Annotated in this window: 10 protein-coding genes; 5 read left to right on the top strand and 5 right to left on the bottom strand. The window is 65.1% G+C overall.

The window, feature by feature from the left end; translation table 11 throughout:
* Positions 1–51: 51 nt before the first annotated feature.
* Positions 52–735, bottom strand: coding sequence for a lipoprotein-releasing ABC transporter ATP-binding protein LolD (lolD, locus tag RTH46_RS12015; protein ID WP_316905761.1), 684 nt, complete (start codon positions 733–735; stop codon positions 52–54).
* A gap of 7 nt (positions 736–742) precedes the next feature.
* The gene (locus RTH46_RS12010) at positions 743–1,993 is read right to left on the bottom strand and encodes a lipoprotein-releasing ABC transporter permease subunit (protein WP_316905760.1); all 1,251 of its coding nucleotides are present in this window, start codon (positions 1,991–1,993) and stop codon (positions 743–745) included.
* Positions 1,994–2,086: 93 nt separating this feature from the next.
* Here RTH46_RS12010 and RTH46_RS12005 point away from each other — a divergent pair, with 93 nt between their 5' ends.
* A complete protein-coding gene (locus RTH46_RS12005) occupies positions 2,087–2,671 on the top strand; it encodes a PilZ domain-containing protein (protein WP_125858002.1) in 585 nt (194 codons plus the stop codon).
* A 31-nt stretch (positions 2,672–2,702) separates the two neighbouring features.
* Positions 2,703–3,419 carry a glycerophosphodiester phosphodiesterase gene (locus RTH46_RS12000; RefSeq protein WP_153785120.1) on the top strand — a complete coding sequence of 239 codons (717 nt, stop codon included), beginning with the start codon at positions 2,703–2,705 and terminating at the stop codon, positions 3,417–3,419.
* A 48-nt stretch (positions 3,420–3,467) separates the two neighbouring features.
* Here the strand turns inward: RTH46_RS12000 and sthA are convergent, their stop codons facing one another.
* The 3 genes from sthA to RTH46_RS11985 all read right to left on the bottom strand — a co-directional run bounded on the left by sthA (position 3,468) and on the right by RTH46_RS11985 (position 7,722).
* On the bottom strand, positions 3,468–4,862 hold the full coding sequence (sthA, locus tag RTH46_RS11995; RefSeq protein WP_110993534.1) for a Si-specific NAD(P)(+) transhydrogenase: 1,395 nt from the start codon (positions 4,860–4,862) through the stop codon (positions 3,468–3,470).
* 203 nt (positions 4,863–5,065) lie between these two features.
* On the bottom strand, positions 5,066–6,064 hold the full coding sequence (locus RTH46_RS11990) for an FAD:protein FMN transferase (RefSeq protein ID WP_153785121.1): 999 nt from the start codon (positions 6,062–6,064) through the stop codon (positions 5,066–5,068).
* A gap of 194 nt (positions 6,065–6,258) precedes the next feature.
* On the bottom strand, positions 6,259–7,722 hold the full coding sequence (locus RTH46_RS11985) for a glyceraldehyde-3-phosphate dehydrogenase (protein ID WP_279845341.1): 1,464 nt from the start codon (positions 7,720–7,722) through the stop codon (positions 6,259–6,261).
* Positions 7,723–7,889: 167 nt separating this feature from the next.
* Here RTH46_RS11985 and mfd point away from each other — a divergent pair, with 167 nt between their 5' ends.
* Genes mfd through RTH46_RS11970 form a run of 3 tightly spaced genes read left to right on the top strand, consistent with a single transcriptional unit; the run spans position 7,890 to position 15,258 of the window.
* Positions 7,890–11,339, top strand: coding sequence for a transcription-repair coupling factor (gene mfd, locus RTH46_RS11980; RefSeq protein ID WP_153785122.1), 3,450 nt, complete (start codon positions 7,890–7,892; stop codon positions 11,337–11,339).
* 9 nt (positions 11,340–11,348) lie between these two features.
* Complete coding sequence (locus tag RTH46_RS11975; protein ID WP_153785123.1) at positions 11,349–11,909, top strand: CsiV family protein; 561 nt, start codon at positions 11,349–11,351, stop codon at positions 11,907–11,909.
* Between the two features lies 1 nt (position 11,910).
* Positions 11,911–15,258, top strand: a complete 3,348-nt coding sequence (locus RTH46_RS11970) for a DEAD/DEAH box helicase (RefSeq protein ID WP_153785124.1) — start codon at positions 11,911–11,913, stop codon at positions 15,256–15,258.
* Positions 15,259–15,276: the final 18 nt, after the last annotated feature.

The raw sequence follows: 15,276 nt of genomic DNA, 5'->3' as shown, positions 1-15,276 counted from the left end.
ACCCAATATAAATGTGAACCGGGGCGCCTCAGGGCGCCCCGCGCAGGCGATTCAGATCGCCACCAGGCGCCCGTCTTCCAGGCTCAGCACGCGATCCATCTGGCGCGCCAGGTTGAGGTCGTGGGTCACCACCAAAAATGCGGTCTGCGACTGCGTGGACAGCTCGCGCATCAGTTCCTGGATACCCACGGCGGTATGGTGGTCGAGGTTGCCGGTCGGCTCGTCGAGCATCACCAGGCCCGGGCGGTTGACCAGGGCGCGGGCGATCGCCACACGCTGGCGCTCACCGCCGGACAATTCGGCCGGCTTGTGATTCAGGCGATGGCCCAGGCCGACGCGCTTGAGCAGTGCTTCAGCACGCTCGCGGGCCTCGGCGATCGGCGTCTTGCCGATCAGCAGCGGCATGCAGGCGTTCTCCAGCGCGGTGAACTCTGCCAGCAGGTGGTGGAACTGGTAGACGAAGCCCAGCGCGCGGTTGCGCAGCAGCCCGCGGGCACGCTCGCCGAGGGCCGAGAGCTCTTCACCAGCCAGCCAGACACTGCCCTGGGTCGGGGTGTCGAGGCCGCCCAGCAGGTTGAGCAAGGTACTCTTGCCCGAGCCCGAACTGCCGACAATGGCTACCCGTTCACCCGGGTGCAGCTCAAGGTTCAAGCCGGACAGCACCTGGACCGACTCCGGGCCCTCGTCGTAGCTCTTGCCCAGGTTGCGGCAACTCAACACGGCTTTATCACTCATGCGCGACTCACTCATAACGTAGCGCCTCTGCAGGCTGGGTGCGCGAGGCACGCCAGGCCGGGTACAGGGTGGCGAAGAAACTCAGGACCAATGCCGCACCGCAGACCATCCACACATCCTGTGCCTGGAGCTGCGAAGGCAGGTAATCGATGAAGTACACGTCGGCATTGAGGAACTTGTGCCCGATCAGCGTCTCGATGCCGGCGATCGCCGCACTGACGTTGAGCGCGCCGAGGATGCCGACGACCGCGCCGATCAAGGTACCTACCACACCGATCACCGTGCCCTGGACCATGAAGATGGCCATGATCTGGCCCGGCGTCGCGCCCAGGGTACGCAGGATGGCGATGTCGCCGCGCTTGTCGTTGACCACCATCACCAGGGTGGAAATGATGTTGAACGCCGCCACCGCCACGATCAGCAGCAACAACAGGCCGATCATGGATTTCTCCATGCGGATGGCCTGGTAGAGGTTGCCGTGGGTGCGGGTCCAGTCACGCGGGTAGAACTCCTGTTCGCCCAGCTGCTGGGCGATGGCCCAGGCGGCACGTGGGGCCTGGAACAGGTCGTCGAACTTGAGGCGAATGCCCTGGACCTGGTCGGGTTTCCAGCGGTGCAGGCGCGACAGGTCGGTAATGTTGGTGAGGCCGAGATAACCGTCGATCTCGCCGGCGCCGACGTGGAAGATGCCGACCACGGTGAAGCGCTTCATGCGCGGGAACATGCCCGCTGGCGTGACGCTGACTTCGGGGGCGACGAAGGTCAGCTTGTCGCCGATGCCGACGCCGAGCTTCTGCGCGGCCTTGTCGCCGATCATGATGCCCCACTCGCCCGGTGCCAGCTTGTCGAGGCCACCATCGAGCACGAACTTGTCGATGATCGACACTTCACGCTCGTGCGCCGGGTCCACGCCATTGAGCAGCACTTTCTGCACCTTGCCTTCATGCGTCAGCAGGCCCTGCATCTGGGTGAACGGCGCAACCGCCAACACCTGCGGATTCTGCTTTACTTTGGAGGCAAGGCCCTGCCAGTCGTCGAGCGGCTGGCCGGTCTCCAGCGTGGCATGGGGGATCATCCCCAGCACGCGGGTACGCATCTCGTGATCGAAGCCGTTCATGACCGACAACACCACGATCATCACCACCACGCCCAGGGCGAGGCCGATCATCGAAGTGAGTGAAATGAACGAGACAAAGTGATTGCGACGTTTGGCACGGGTGTAACGCGTACCAATGAATACGAAAAGAGGTCTGAACATGTCGGGGCTTGTTCGGATGAAAGGGAACGTCCTTGTGGCGATGCGCCTACGGCGGCTTTACACTCGGACCACCGCCGTAACCTTGGGTTCGCCATGACGACATTAGACGAAGAAGATCGCCGCGAATACTACCGCATCGAAGATCGGATCGCACTTCAAATCAGCCCCCTCAGCGCGGCCGAAGCCCTTGAGACAGAACTGTTGCAGGATGATTCAGAGCTGTTCAACCTGCTCAGCGAACTGCACTTGTCCGACTTCGAGTCGCAGCACCTGCTGCGCCAGCTGAGCGAAAAGGACCGTACCCTCGCCGCCTTCCTGCGCGCCCAGAACAAACGCCTCGACCTGCTCAGCGCCGTGGTCGCGCAAACCCTGCTCGGCGAAGTCGGCCAACCGCAGCCGGTGATCATTTCCGAAGGCGGCATCGAGTTCGCCCAGCGCCAACAGATCAGCGCCGGCACGCGGGTGAAAGTGAAGATGGTGCTGATGCCGCGCGCCCATGGTTTGCTCCTGCGTGGCCGCGTCACCCATTGCGACCCGCGCCCCGATGGCAGCTTCGAGGTGGGCACCGAATTCATCGACATGACCGACGCCCAACGCCAGCTGCTGGCGCGCTACATCCTGCAGCGCCAGCAACAGCAACGGCGCCAGGCACTGGAACAGAACAACCCCGCCTCCTGAGCCATCTTCTCTCTGATTTGAAGGAACGAACGTGACCCTGATCTATGGCCATCGCGGCGCCAAGGGCGAAGCCCCCGAGAACACCCTGACCAGCTTCCGCCAATGCCTGTCCCACGGCGTGAACCGCTGTGAACTCGACCTGCACCTGTCGGCCGACAACGAACTGATGGTGATCCACGACCCTACGCTCAAGCGCACCACTGGCCGGCGCGGCAAGGTGGTCGAGCACGCGGCTGCCGACCTGGTCACCTACGACGCGCGCCAGGGCGGCCCGGGCCATGTGCAGCCTTGCACCATCCCGCGCCTGGAAGAGCTGTTCGAGAAATGCCCGTTCGAGCATTGGCAACTTGAAGTGAAGAGCGCCTCGCGCACCCGCGCCGCCACCACCGTGCTGGCGATTCGCGAACTGGCCCAGCAGCATGGCCTGCTGGACAAGGTCACCATCACCTCGAGCTCACGGGAAGTGCTGGGCGCCGCCCAGGAACTGGTGCCCGACGTGAAGCGCGGCCTGGTGGCCGAATACGCCTGGCTCGACCCGCTGAAGGTCGCACAGAACTACGGTTGCGAGATGCTGGCGTTGAACTGGACGCTGTGCACCCCCGAGCGCCTGATCAAGGCACAGCGCCAGGGTTTGCACGTGTCGGTGTGGACGGTCAACGAACCGGCACTGATGCGCCGGCTCGCTGATTTTGGCGTGGACAGCCTGATTACAGACTTTCCCGGTTTGGCCAAGACCACCCTCGGGTAGGGCTGAAATCGGTCTCCCCGACCGGCTCAGGCCACCGGCCGGAGCCGCTCAAAAAAGCCGGTTCAGGCCGTCGTAGGCAGCTACCCGATAGGCTTCGGCCATGGTCGGGTAGTTGAAGGTGGTGTTGACGAAGTACTTCAGATTGTTCTGCTCACCCGGCTGGTTCATGATCGCCTGGCCGATGTGGACGATTTCCGAAGCCTGGTAGCCGAAGCAGTGCACGCCGAGGATTTCCAGGGTTTCGCGGTGGAACAGGATCTTCAGCATGCCTTGCGGCTCACCGGCGATCTGCGCGCGTGCCATGCTCTTGAAGAAAGCCTTGCCCACTTCGTACGGCACCTTGGCCTGGGTCAGCTCCTGCTCGTTCTTGCCGATCGAGCTGATCTCCGGAATGGTATAGATGCCGGTAGGCACGTCATCGACGAAGCGCCAGCTGCCGTTGTCGACGATGCTGCCAGCGGCGGAGCGGCCCTGGTCGTGGGCGGCACTGGCCAGGCTCGGCCAGCCGATCACGTCGCCGGCGCCGTAGATGTTCGGCACGCTGGTGCGGTAGCTCTTGTCGACTTCGATCTGGCCACGGCTGTTGACCTTGATACCGATGTTCTCCAGGCCCAGCTTGTCGGTGTTGCCGGTACGGCCGTTGCACCACAGCAAGGCGTCGGCCTTGATCTTCTTGCCCGACTTCAGGTGCAGGATCACCCCGTTGTCCAGCCCTTCGACCCGGTCGTACTCCTCGTTGTGGCGTACGGTGATGTTGTTGTTGCTGAAGTGGTAGCTCAGCGCCTGGGAGATTTCCGAATCGAGGAAGCTCAGCAGTTGGCCACGGTTGTCGACCAGCTCCACCAGCACGCCCAGGCCGCTGAAGATCGAGGCGTATTCGCAACCGATCACCCCGGCACCGTAGACGATCAGCTTGCGCGGGGTGTGGCTGAGGCTGAGGATGGTGTCGCTGTCGTAGACGCGCGGGTGGTGGAAGTCGATGTCGGCCGGGCGGTAGGGGCGCGAGCCGGTGGCGATGATGATCTGCTTGGCGTTGAGCTTCTCGACCACACCGTTGGGGCAGACCACTTCGACGGTTTGCTCGTCGGCGAAGCTGCCGGTGCCGGTGAACACGTCGACGCGGTTACGGGCGTAGTAGCCGGTACGCGAAGCGACCTGCTTGCTGATCACCTTCTCGGCGCTCTTGAGCACGTCGGGGAACGAGAACCAGCGCGGTTCGCCGATGGCGCGGAACATCGGGTTGGTGTTGAACTGCATGATCTGCCGCACGGAGTGACGCAGCGCCTTGGACGGGATGGTGCCCAGGTGGGTGCAGTTGCCGCCGACCTGGCGACGGCTGTCGACCATGGCCACCTTGCGCCCTGCTTTGGCGGCGTTCATTGCCGCGCCTTCTCCGGCCGGGCCGGAACCCAACACCACTACGTCGTAGTTGTAGACAGCCATGCGTACTCCTTCAGAACTGGCCCGCCGGCCGGCTGGCCGCGGGGCGCGATCATGTCGCCTTAGCGCCATGAGAAAATTCGGGTGCAGTCTAATCAAGCGTGAACGCCGCGCACATTAACCCTTGGTCGCGTCGTAGGCCACTTTTGCCTGCACTACATGTGGTTTCACCGAATCCATGGTGGCGATCATCCGTGGCTTGCCTTTCATTCGCCTTTCAGCGCCCGCTCGAACGCCGGGGTGGAACGGGAGACGAAGCCACCTTCGGCCCGAGTCACCAGCACCGCGGCGATACCTTGGGCAATGGCGAAGTCCCAGCCCTGCTGCGGCCCCAGGATCAACAACAGGGTCGAGTAGCCGTCGGCCAGCAAGGCCGAAGCGTCAAGCACGGTCACCGAGGCCAGGTCATGTTCGACCGGGCGCCCGAGGCGGGCATCGAAGGTGTGCGAAAAGCGCTGGCCATTGTCCTCGAAATACTGCCGATAGTCACCCGAGGTCGACACCGCCAGCCCTTGCACGGCAATGACCTGGCGGGCGACCTGACGATCTTCGCGGGGCAGCTCCAGGGCCACCCGCCAGGGGCTGCCATCGGGCTTGCGGCCCACGGCCTTGAGCTCGCCGGTGGCCTCGGCGAGGAAGCTGTCGATGCCCATCTTTTGCAGGTGCGCGGCGATCAGGTCGACCGCATGGCCGGCGGCGATGCTGTTGAAGTCCAGCTCGATCGGCGCGTCCTTGCACAGGTTTTCGCCCTCGATGCGCAAGTGGCGGTAGCCGACCCGCTGACGGGCCAGGGCCAGCGCCTGGGCGTCGGGCACCTTGAGTTGGCGGGCTTGCGGGCCGAAACCCCAGAGGTCCAGCAGCGGCTCGACGGTGAGGTCGAAGGCGCCCTGGCTCTGCTCGGCCAGATGCTGGCCGAAGGTGACCAGTTCGAGCATGTCGGCATCGACGGGCAGGCACTGGTTGGCCGGCAGCTGGTTGAAGCGGCTGACGGTGGAGTCACCGCGGTAGGTGGAGTAATGCGCGTCGATGGACTGCAGGATGTTTTCGACGGCCGCCTGCACCCGCTCCGGCGCCGGGCCGCCGGCCTGGCGCACGTACTGGATGCTGTAGCTGCTGCCCATGGTCGGGCCGCCGAAGCGTTCGAGGGTGGGGCCCTGTTCGCAGCCAGCCAGGAGCATCAGGATGGACAAGAGTGCTGCGCGCAAATTCAAGTTCTCGACGGATTGCACTGGCCTCTTCGCGGGTAAACCCGCTCCCACAGGTTTGCCGTCACTTCAGCCTTACGGTATCCCTGTGGGAGCGGGTTTACCCGCGAAGAGGCCAGCATGGACGACACAATACCCGGCCAAAAAAAACGGGAACCCGAAGGTTCCCGTTTTTTCAACGCATTACAAGCGGATCAGCGTGGAAACGCTGGCGGGTTCACACCGGCCATGTCTTCCATCACACGAACCACCTGGCAGCTGTAGCCGAACTCGTTGTCGTACCAGACGTACAGGACAACGCGGTTGTCGCTGCAGATGGTCGCTTCAGCGTCGACCACACCGGCGTGGCGCGAACCGACGAAGTCGGTGGAAACCACTTCCTGGGAGCTCACGTAGTCGATCTGCTTGTGCAGCTCGGAGTGCATGGCGGTCTGGCGCAGGTACTCGTTGAGTTCCTCGCGGCTGGTGGCCTTCTCAAGGTTCAGGTTGAGGATGGCCATCGACACGTTTGGCGTCGGAACGCGGATCGCGTTGCCGGTCAGCTTGCCCTTGAGCACTGGCAGTGCCTTGGCGGCTGCGGTGGCGGCACCGGTTTCGGTGATGACCATGTTCAGCGGCGCGGCACGGCCACGACGGCTGCCCTTGTGGAAGTTGTCGATCAGGTTCTGGTCGTTGGTGAACGAGTGAACGGTTTCGACGTGGCCGTTGACGATGCCGTACTGGTCGTTGATGGCCTTGAGCACCGGCACGATGGCGTTGGTGGTGCAGGAAGCAGCGGAGATGATCTTGTCATCGGCGCTGATGTCGCCATGGTTGATGCCGTGCACGATGTTCTTCAGCGCGCCCTTGCCCGGTGCGGTGAGGATCACGCGGGCAGCGCCCGGGCAGGCCAGGTGCTGGCCCAGGCCGTCGGCGTCACGCCATACGCCGGTGTTGTCGACGATCAGCGCATCCTTGATGCCGTACTGGGTGTAGTCGACTTCGCTCGGGCTCTTGGCGTAGATCACCTGGATCAGGTTGCCGTTGGCGGTGATGGTGTTGTTGGCTTCGTCGATGGTGATGGTGCCATCGAACGGGCCGTGCACCGAGTCACGACGCAGCAGGCTGGCGCGCTTGACCAGGTCGTTTTCGGCACCCTTGCGCACGACGATGGCGCGCAGGCGCAGGCCGTCGCCACCACCGGTCTTTTCGATCAGGATCCGCGCCAGCAGGCGGCCGATACGGCCGAAGCCGTACAGCACGACGTCGGTGCCCTTGCGTGCGGAGGCGTTCTGCTGACCGACCACATCGGCCAGCTCTTCACGCACGAACTGCTCGGCAGTGCGGCCATTGCCTTCCTGCTTGAACTTGTTGGCCAGCTTGCCCAGGTCAACCGAAGCGGCGCCCAGTTTCAGCTCGCTCATGGCCTTGAGCAGGGGGAATGTCTCGTGGACGGACAGTTCGGTTTCGTCGGTCTGACGGTGACGCGCAAAGCGGTGGGCCTTGAGAATCGAGATAACCGAACGGTTGATCAGGCTGCGGCCATAGATCGAGCTCACCACATTGTTGTTGCGGTAGAGCTGACCGATAAGCGGGATCATCGCTTCAGCCAGGGCTTCACGATCGATCCACTCACCAAGACACTGGTCGGGCTTCTGAGTCACGGTAACCTTCCACATGTAGGGGAACAAAAAAGGGGCTACATTATGACGCCCCGCGGCGTATCGGGCAATGAGCGCCTGTCGCCGGCCACAAGCCCCGTCGCCACGCCCTTTCGAGCCTGACAGCGCGCCCGCTCACCGGTACAATCGACCTCTTTGCCGCAACGCTTGGAGTCCGATCTCCCGTGTCAGTTCTGCGCCTACCGCAAATGTCGGCCACGGCCGGCAAACACACCTGGGGCAACCTGCCCGGTGCCGCCTTGAGCCTGGCCATCGCCGAAGCCGCCAGCAGTGCCGGCCGCTTCACCTTGCTGCTGACCGCCGACAGCCAGGCCGCCGATCGCCTGGAGCAGGAGCTGCGCTTCTTTGCCCCGGACCTGCCGGTGCTGCCCTTCCCCGACTGGGAAACGCTGCCCTACGACCTGTTCTCGCCGCACCAGGACATCATCTCGCAGCGCATCGCCAGCCTGTACCGGCTGCCGGAGCTGGACCACGGCATCCTGGTGGTGCCGGTGACCACCGCCCTGCACCGCCTGGCCCCCACGCGCTTCTTGCTGGGCAGCAGCCTGGTGCTGGACGTGGGCCAGAAGATCGACGTCGAGCAGATGCGCACGCGCCTCGAGGCCAGCGGCTACCGCTGCGTCGACACGGTCTACGAGCATGGCGAGTTCGCCGTGCGCGGGGCGCTGATCGACCTGTTCCCCATGGGCAGCAAGCAGCCGTACCGCATCGACCTGTTCGATGACGAGATCGAGACACTGCGCACCTTCGACCCGGAGACCCAGCGCTCGATCGACAAGGTCGACTCGGTACGCCTGCTGCCGGCCCGCGAGTTCCCCATGCACAAGGACGAGGTGACCCGCTTCAAGGCCCGCTTCCGCGAGCGCTTCGATGTGGACTTCCGGCGCAGCGCGATCTTCCAGGACCTGACCAGCGGCATCATCCCGGCCGGCATCGAGTACTACCTGCCGCTGTTCTTCGAAGAAACCTCTACCCTGTTCGACTACCTGCCGGCGGACACCCAGGTGTTCTCCCTGCCGGGCGTGGAGCAGGCCGCCGAACACTTCTGGAGCGACGTACGCGGGCGCTATGAAGAGCGCCGCGGCGACCTCAGCCGCCCGCTGCTGCCGCCGGCCGAGCTGTTCATGCCGGTCGAGGACTGCTTCGCCAAGCTCAAGCAGTGGCCCCGCGTGGTGGTCAGCACCGATGACCTCGAGGCCGGCGTGGGCCGCGAGCGCTTCCCGGCACGCGCCCTGCCCAACCTGGCCATCGAGGCCAAGGCCAACCAGCCGCTGGCGGCGCTGTCGAACTTCCTCGAGCAGTTCCCGGGCCGCGTGCTGTTCACCGCCGAGTCCGCCGGCCGGCGCGAAGTGCTGCTGGAGCTGCTCGAACGCCTGAAGCTGCGCCCGCAGACCGTCGAGGGCTGGGCCGACTTCATCACCGGCAGCGAGCGCCTGGCGATCACCATCGCCCCGCTCGACGACGGTCTGCTGCTGGACGACCCGGCCGTTGCCCTGGTGGCCGAAAGCCCCTTGTTCGGCCAGCGCGTGATGCAGCGCCGGCGCCGCGACAAACGCGGCGAGGCAGCCAACGACGCGGTGATCAAGAACCTTACCGAGCTGCGCGAAGGCGCGCCGGTGGTGCACATCGACCATGGCGTGGGCCGCTACCTGGGCCTGGCCACGCTGGAAATCGACAGCCAGGCCGCCGAGTTCCTCACCCTTGAATACGCCGAAGGCGCCAAGCTTTACGTGCCGGTGGCCAACCTGCACCTGATCGCCCGCTACACCGGCAGCGACGACGCCCTGGCACCGCTGCACCGGCTGGGTTCGGAAGCCTGGCAGAAGGCCAAGCGCAAAGCCGCCGAACAGGTGCGCGACGTCGCCGCCGAACTGCTCGACATCTATGCCCGCCGCGCCGCGCGCAAAGGCTACGCCTTCGCCGACCCGGCCGCCGACTACGCCACCTTCAGTGCCGGCTTCCCGTTCGAGGAAACCCCCGACCAGCAGAACGCCATCGAAGCCGTGCGCGAGGACATGCTCGCCGCCAAGCCGATGGACCGCCTGGTGTGCGGCGATGTCGGCTTCGGCAAGACCGAAGTGGCCATGCGCGCGGCGTTCATCGCCGTGCACAGCGGCCGCCAGGTGGCGGTGCTGGTGCCGACCACCCTGCTCGCCCAGCAGCACTACAACAGCTTCCGTGACCGCTTCGCCGACTGGCCGGTGACGGTCGAGGTGATGAGCCGCTTCAAGTCGGCCAAGGAGGTCAGCGCCGCTGCCGCCGACCTCGCCGAAGGCAAGATCGACATCCTCATCGGCACCCACAAGCTTTTGCAGGACGATGTGCGCTTCAAGGACCTGGGCCTGGCGATCATCGACGAGGAACACCGTTTCGGCGTGCGCCAGAAAGAGCAGCTCAAGGCCCTGCGCAGCGAAGTGGACATCCTCACCCTGACCGCCACGCCGATCCCGCGAACGCTGAACATGGCGGTGTCGGGCATGCGCGACCTGTCGATCATCGCCACCCCGCCGGCGCGTCGCCTGTCGGTACGCACCTTCGTCATGGAGCAGAACAAGAGCACGGTCAAGGAAGCGCTGCTGCGTGAGCTGCTGCGCGGCGGCCAGGTGTACTACCTGCACAACGACGTGAAGACCATCGAGAAGTGCGCCGCCGAACTGGCCGAGCTGGTCCCGGAAGCACGCATCGGCATCGGCCACGGGCAGATGCGCGAGCGCGAGCTCGAACAGGTGATGAGCGACTTCTACCACAAGCGTTTCAACGTGCTGATCGCCTCGACCATCATCGAAACCGGTATCGACGTGCCCAGCGCCAACACCATCGTCATCGAGCGCGCCGACAAGTTCGGCCTGGCGCAGTTGCACCAGCTGCGCGGCCGGGTTGGCCGCAGCCACCACCAGGCCTACGCCTACCTGCTGACGCCGCCGCGCCAGCAGATCAGCGCCGATGCCGAAAAGCGCCTGGAAGCCATCGCCAACACCCAGGACCTGGGTGCCGGCTTCGTCCTGGCCACCAACGACCTGGAGATCCGCGGCGCCGGCGAGCTGCTCGGCGACGGCCAGAGCGGGCAGATCCAGGCGGTCGGTTTCACCCTGTACATGGAAATGCTCGAGCGCGCGGTCAAGGCCATCCGCAAGGGCAACCAGCCGAACCTCGAGCAACCGCTTGGCGGCGGCCCGGAGATCAACCTGCGCCTGCCGGCGCTGATCCCCGAGGACTACCTGCCGGATGTGCATGCGCGCCTGATCCTCTACAAACGCATCGCCTCGGCGGCGGACGAGGAAGGCCTCAAGGACCTGCAGGTCGAGATGATCGACCGCTTCGGCCTGCTGCCCGAGCCGAGCAAGAACCTTATGCGCCTGACCCTGCTCAAGCTGCAGGCGGAAAAGCTCGGCATCAAGAAAGTCGATGCCGGCCCCAATGGCGGCAAGCTCGAGTTCGAGGCGCAAACCCCGGTCGACCCGCTGACCCTGATCAAGCTGATCCAGGGCCAGCCCAAACGCTACAAGTTCGAAGGTGCAACCCAGTTCCGCTTCATGGTGCCGATGGAACGCCCCGAAGAACGCTTCAATACTCTGGAGGCGCTGTTCGAGCGCCTGACCCCACAGCCAAACTAAGGAAGTTCCATGCGTGCCATCCGTTGCCTGACCCTGCTGCTGGCGTTGTTCGCCCCGACCGCCTTCGCCGCCGGCCCCTATCAGGTGGAAATGATCCTGGTGCGGCAGAACGCCGTGCCGGCGATCACCAGCCCGTTCGCCCCGGAAGACTGGAGCGCCGGCGCGCCCCGCCTGGAAAAAGCCGCCGAGCGCCCGGCCGGCCTGGGTGACGAAATCACCCGCCTGCAGGCCACCGCCGACTACACCGTGCTGTTGCACAAAGCCTGGCAGCAGGACGGCGAGACCATTGCCCTGAGCGCCGGCAACGAGCAGTTCGGCCACTTCCCCATCGAAGGCAACCTGAGCATCAAGGAAGATCGCTTCATCGCCGTCGACGCCAACTTCTGGGTCAACCAGCTCGACAGCAATGGCAGCGTGCTGCAGAGCGAACAGCTCAAGCAGAGCAACAGCAACATGAAGGCTGGCCAGCTGACCTTCCTCGACGGCGGCCACCTGGCCGTGCTGATCAAGGTATCGCCTGCCGGCATGCGCAAGATGCCGCTGCCGGACCCGGAGATGATGGAGCAGTGAGGTGAGCGAAAGCGATGCGCAGTTCCTCGTCCGTAATCACGACGGCTGGACGTTCGCGTTCGACCGCGGGGCACTGCAGCGCGGCCTGAAGTATGCCGAAGAGGGCAGAAGCGAGATCGTGTCGATCCTCGACATGACCATCCGCGCCGAATGCCATGGCTCCGCTGGCCGCGTCTATTACCAGCGGATCACGCTGGACATGACCGAAGACGGCCTGACGTGTGACGGTACCTGTTCATGCCCGGTAGGCGGGAACTGCAAGCACTGTGCAGCGGCCTTGTTCGTCCTTGGACGCGGCGCCGAGCATGTCGAAGGTGACCAAGTACTCCCGGCGGCCCACTCGCCAGCCGCGGCGCACTCGCTGGACTTGCCGCCCGAGCTTGCGCACTGGGTGGAGGCGCTCGAGGTACCGGCGACGCCCGCCAGCGAGCCGGCCAAGCGCAAGGGCCCAGCGCTCTACTACCTGCTGGATATCGATCACGGCCGGTGCATGCTCAGCGTGTTCAAGGGCACGCGCCAGGCCGACGGCACCTTGAAACTGACACGCCCCGGCTCGATGTCGGAGCTGATCTATTACACACCGCGCTATGTGACTGACGAAGACCTGCGCACGCTGCGCCTGATCGATGCCATGAGCAAGGATTACGCCCTGCCCATTGCCCGCCTGGAAGGCAAGAAAGGTGCGGACCTTTATGAGTACGCGCTGGCAACCGGCCGGCTGCTGTACAGCGAACAGCAGACCCCGCTCGCCCCAGGGCCCGACCTGCATGCCGATTTTCGCTGGGTGCGGCTGGACAATGGCAGCTACCGCGGCGCCTGGCACCATGAAGACAAGGCGCACTGGCTGGCATTGCCACTGGAACCGCTTTTCTACGTAGACCCGCAAACGGGACAGACCGGCAAACTGCTGCATGATCTCGACCCGTTCATCGCCAGCCAGCTGGCCAGCGCCCCCACGGTCCCGGAACACCTGATCGTGCCCCTGAGCCACCGCCTGAACGCCCTGAATCGCCAGGTACCGACGCCCACGACGGTGCGCAGTGAGCAGATCGAGGACATCCAGCCCACGGCGCGCCTGACCCTCGGCAGCCTCGAATACAGCGCCTACACACCCAAGACCGGGCGCATGCAGCGGCAGATGCAGCACCGCGCCGCGCTGTCGTTCGATTACGATGGCCTACGCACCAGCGGCAACGACAGCAAGCCGCTGACCCGCCTGGTCGACAGCACCAGCCAGCGTATCCGCCGCCAGCCCCAGGCCGAGCAGGCGCTGCGCAATGCGTTGCGCGATGCCGGCTTCAAACCCGCCACCCGCCAGAGCAAAGCGCTGCCCGACAGCGCCGGCGAGATGTATCAGCTGGCCGATGACGAAGCCTGGCTGCGCTTTGCCCGCGAGGGCCTGCCGCGCCTGCGCGAAGCCGGCTGGGCAGTGGATGTGCACCGCGATTTCGCCTTCAATTTGCACGAGGTCGACGACTGGTACGCCACCATCGACGAAGCGCCGGGCCATGAATGGTTCGATCTGGAACTGGGTATCGTGGTCGAGGGCCAGCGCCACAGCCTGCTGCCGATCGTCCTGCAGTTGCTGCGCAGCAGCCCGGAACTGCTGCGCGCCAGCGAGCTGGCACGGCGCAGCGACGACGAACACCTGCTGATCGACCTCAACCGCGCCCGCCACGACAGCCCTGCCCTGCGCGTCGCCCTGCCCTACGGGCGCATCAAGGCGGTGATGGGCACCCTCGGCGAGCTGTACCTGCACGAAGACGCCGTAGGCCCGAGCCTGCGCCTGGAGCGCGCCGACGCCGCGCGCCTGAACGACATCGAACACCTGCCCCTGCTCTGGGAAGGTGGCGCCCAGGTGCGCGACCTGGGCCGGCGCCTGCGCGACGCCCGCGACCTGCAGGTGCAAGCACCCAAAGGCCTCAATGCCACCCTGCGCCCCTATCAGCAGCAAGGCCTGAACTGGCTGCAAGCCCAGCGCGAGATGGGCACCGGCGCCATCCTCGGCGACGACATGGGCCTGGGCAAAACCCTGCAGACGCTTGCCCACCTGCTGCTGGAGAAAGAGGCCGGGCGCCTGACGCAACCAGCCCTGGCGGTGATGCCCACCAGCCTGGTGCCCAACTGGCTCGACGAAGCCCAGCGTTTCGCCCCCGAGCTACGTGTGCTGGCCCTGCACGGCCCAGGCCGCAACAAACATTTCCCCACATTGGGCGACTACGACCTGGTGCTGACCACCTACGCGCTGGTACCCCGCGACCTTGAACACCTCAAGCCGCAGCCCTGGCACCTGCTGGTACTGGACGAGGCGCAGAACATCAAGAGCAGCACCAGCAAGGCTGCCCAGGCCGTGCGCGAGCTGCAGGCCACCCAGCGGCTGTGCCTCACCGGCACGCCCATGGAAAACAACCTGGGTGAGCTGTGGTCGCTGTTCCATTTCCTGATGCCCGGTTGGCTGGGCGACAGCAAGCGCTTTACCCAGGACTACCGCACCCCGATCGAACGCCACGGCGACACCGAGCGCATGGCCCACCTGGCCAGCCGCATCCGCCCATTCCTGCTGCGCCGCACCAAGGAACAAGTGGCCACCGAGCTGCCGGCCAAGACCGAGATGGTCCACTGGGTCGAGCTCAGCGACGCCCAGCGCGACACCTACGAGGCGGTAAGGGTGGCGATGGACAAGAAGGTCCGCGACGAGATCGCCCGCAATGGCGCGGCGCGCAGCCAGATCATCATCCTCGACGCCCTGCTCAAGCTGCGCCAGGTGTGCTGCGACCTGCGCCTGGTCCAGGGCACCGAAAGCAAGGGCAACTTCGCCGACAAGGGCAAGCTGGGCAGCCTGCTGGAGATGCTCGAGGAGCTGCTCAGCGAGGGGCGCAAGGTCCTGCTGTTCTCGCAGTTCACCTCGATGCTGGCGCTGATCGAGTTCGAGCTGGAGAAACGCGGCATCCGCTACAGCCTGCTGACCGGCGATACCCGCGATCGCCGCGCCCCGGTGCAGCAGTTCCAGAACGGCGACAGTGAGGTGTTCCTGATCAGCCTCAAGGCCGGCGGCACCGGCCTGAACCTGACCGCAGCCGATACCGTGATCCACTACGACCCGTGGTGGAATCCGGCCAGTGAAAACCAGGCCACCGACCGCGCCTATCGCATCGGCCAGGACAAGCCGGTGTTCGTGTTCAAGCTGATCACTCGGGGTACGGTTGAAGAGAAGATCCAGCAACTGCAGCAGGAGAAGGCAGCGCTGGCGGCCGGGCTGCTCGATGGTGGCCAGGCCGGGCAGTGGCGGTTGGGGGATGAGGAGATCGACGCGCTGTTCGCACCGCTGCCGGGCAAGCGCGGGCGTTAATCTGGGTTAGCCAGTGCC

Origin of the sequence: Pseudomonas sp. zfem004, assembly GCF_032621715.1 — a bacterium.
GTDB lineage: Bacteria > Pseudomonadota > Gammaproteobacteria > Pseudomonadales > Pseudomonadaceae > Aquipseudomonas > Aquipseudomonas sichuanensis.
The sequence above is the reverse complement of the archived record's forward strand: the minus strand, read 5'-3'. Positions and strand labels throughout refer to the sequence as shown.

Excerpts from the sequence above, each read along its gene's own strand:
- RTH46_RS12010 (WP_316905760.1), bottom strand. The coding sequence starts at position 1,993 with ATGTTCAGACCTCTTTTCGTATTCATTGGTACGCGTTACACCCGTGCC.
- RTH46_RS12005 (WP_125858002.1), top strand. The coding sequence starts at position 2,087 with ATGACGACATTAGACGAAGAAGATCGCCGCGAATACTACCGCATCGAA.
- RTH46_RS11985 (WP_279845341.1), bottom strand. The coding sequence starts at position 7,722 with ATGTGGAAGGTTACCGTGACTCAGAAGCCCGACCAGTGTCTTGGTGAG.
- sthA (WP_110993534.1), bottom strand. The coding sequence starts at position 4,862 with ATGGCTGTCTACAACTACGACGTAGTGGTGTTGGGTTCCGGCCCGGCC.
- lolD (WP_316905761.1), bottom strand. The coding sequence starts at position 735 with ATGAGTGATAAAGCCGTGTTGAGTTGCCGCAACCTGGGCAAGAGCTAC.
- RTH46_RS11975 (WP_153785123.1), top strand. The coding sequence starts at position 11,349 with ATGCGTGCCATCCGTTGCCTGACCCTGCTGCTGGCGTTGTTCGCCCCG.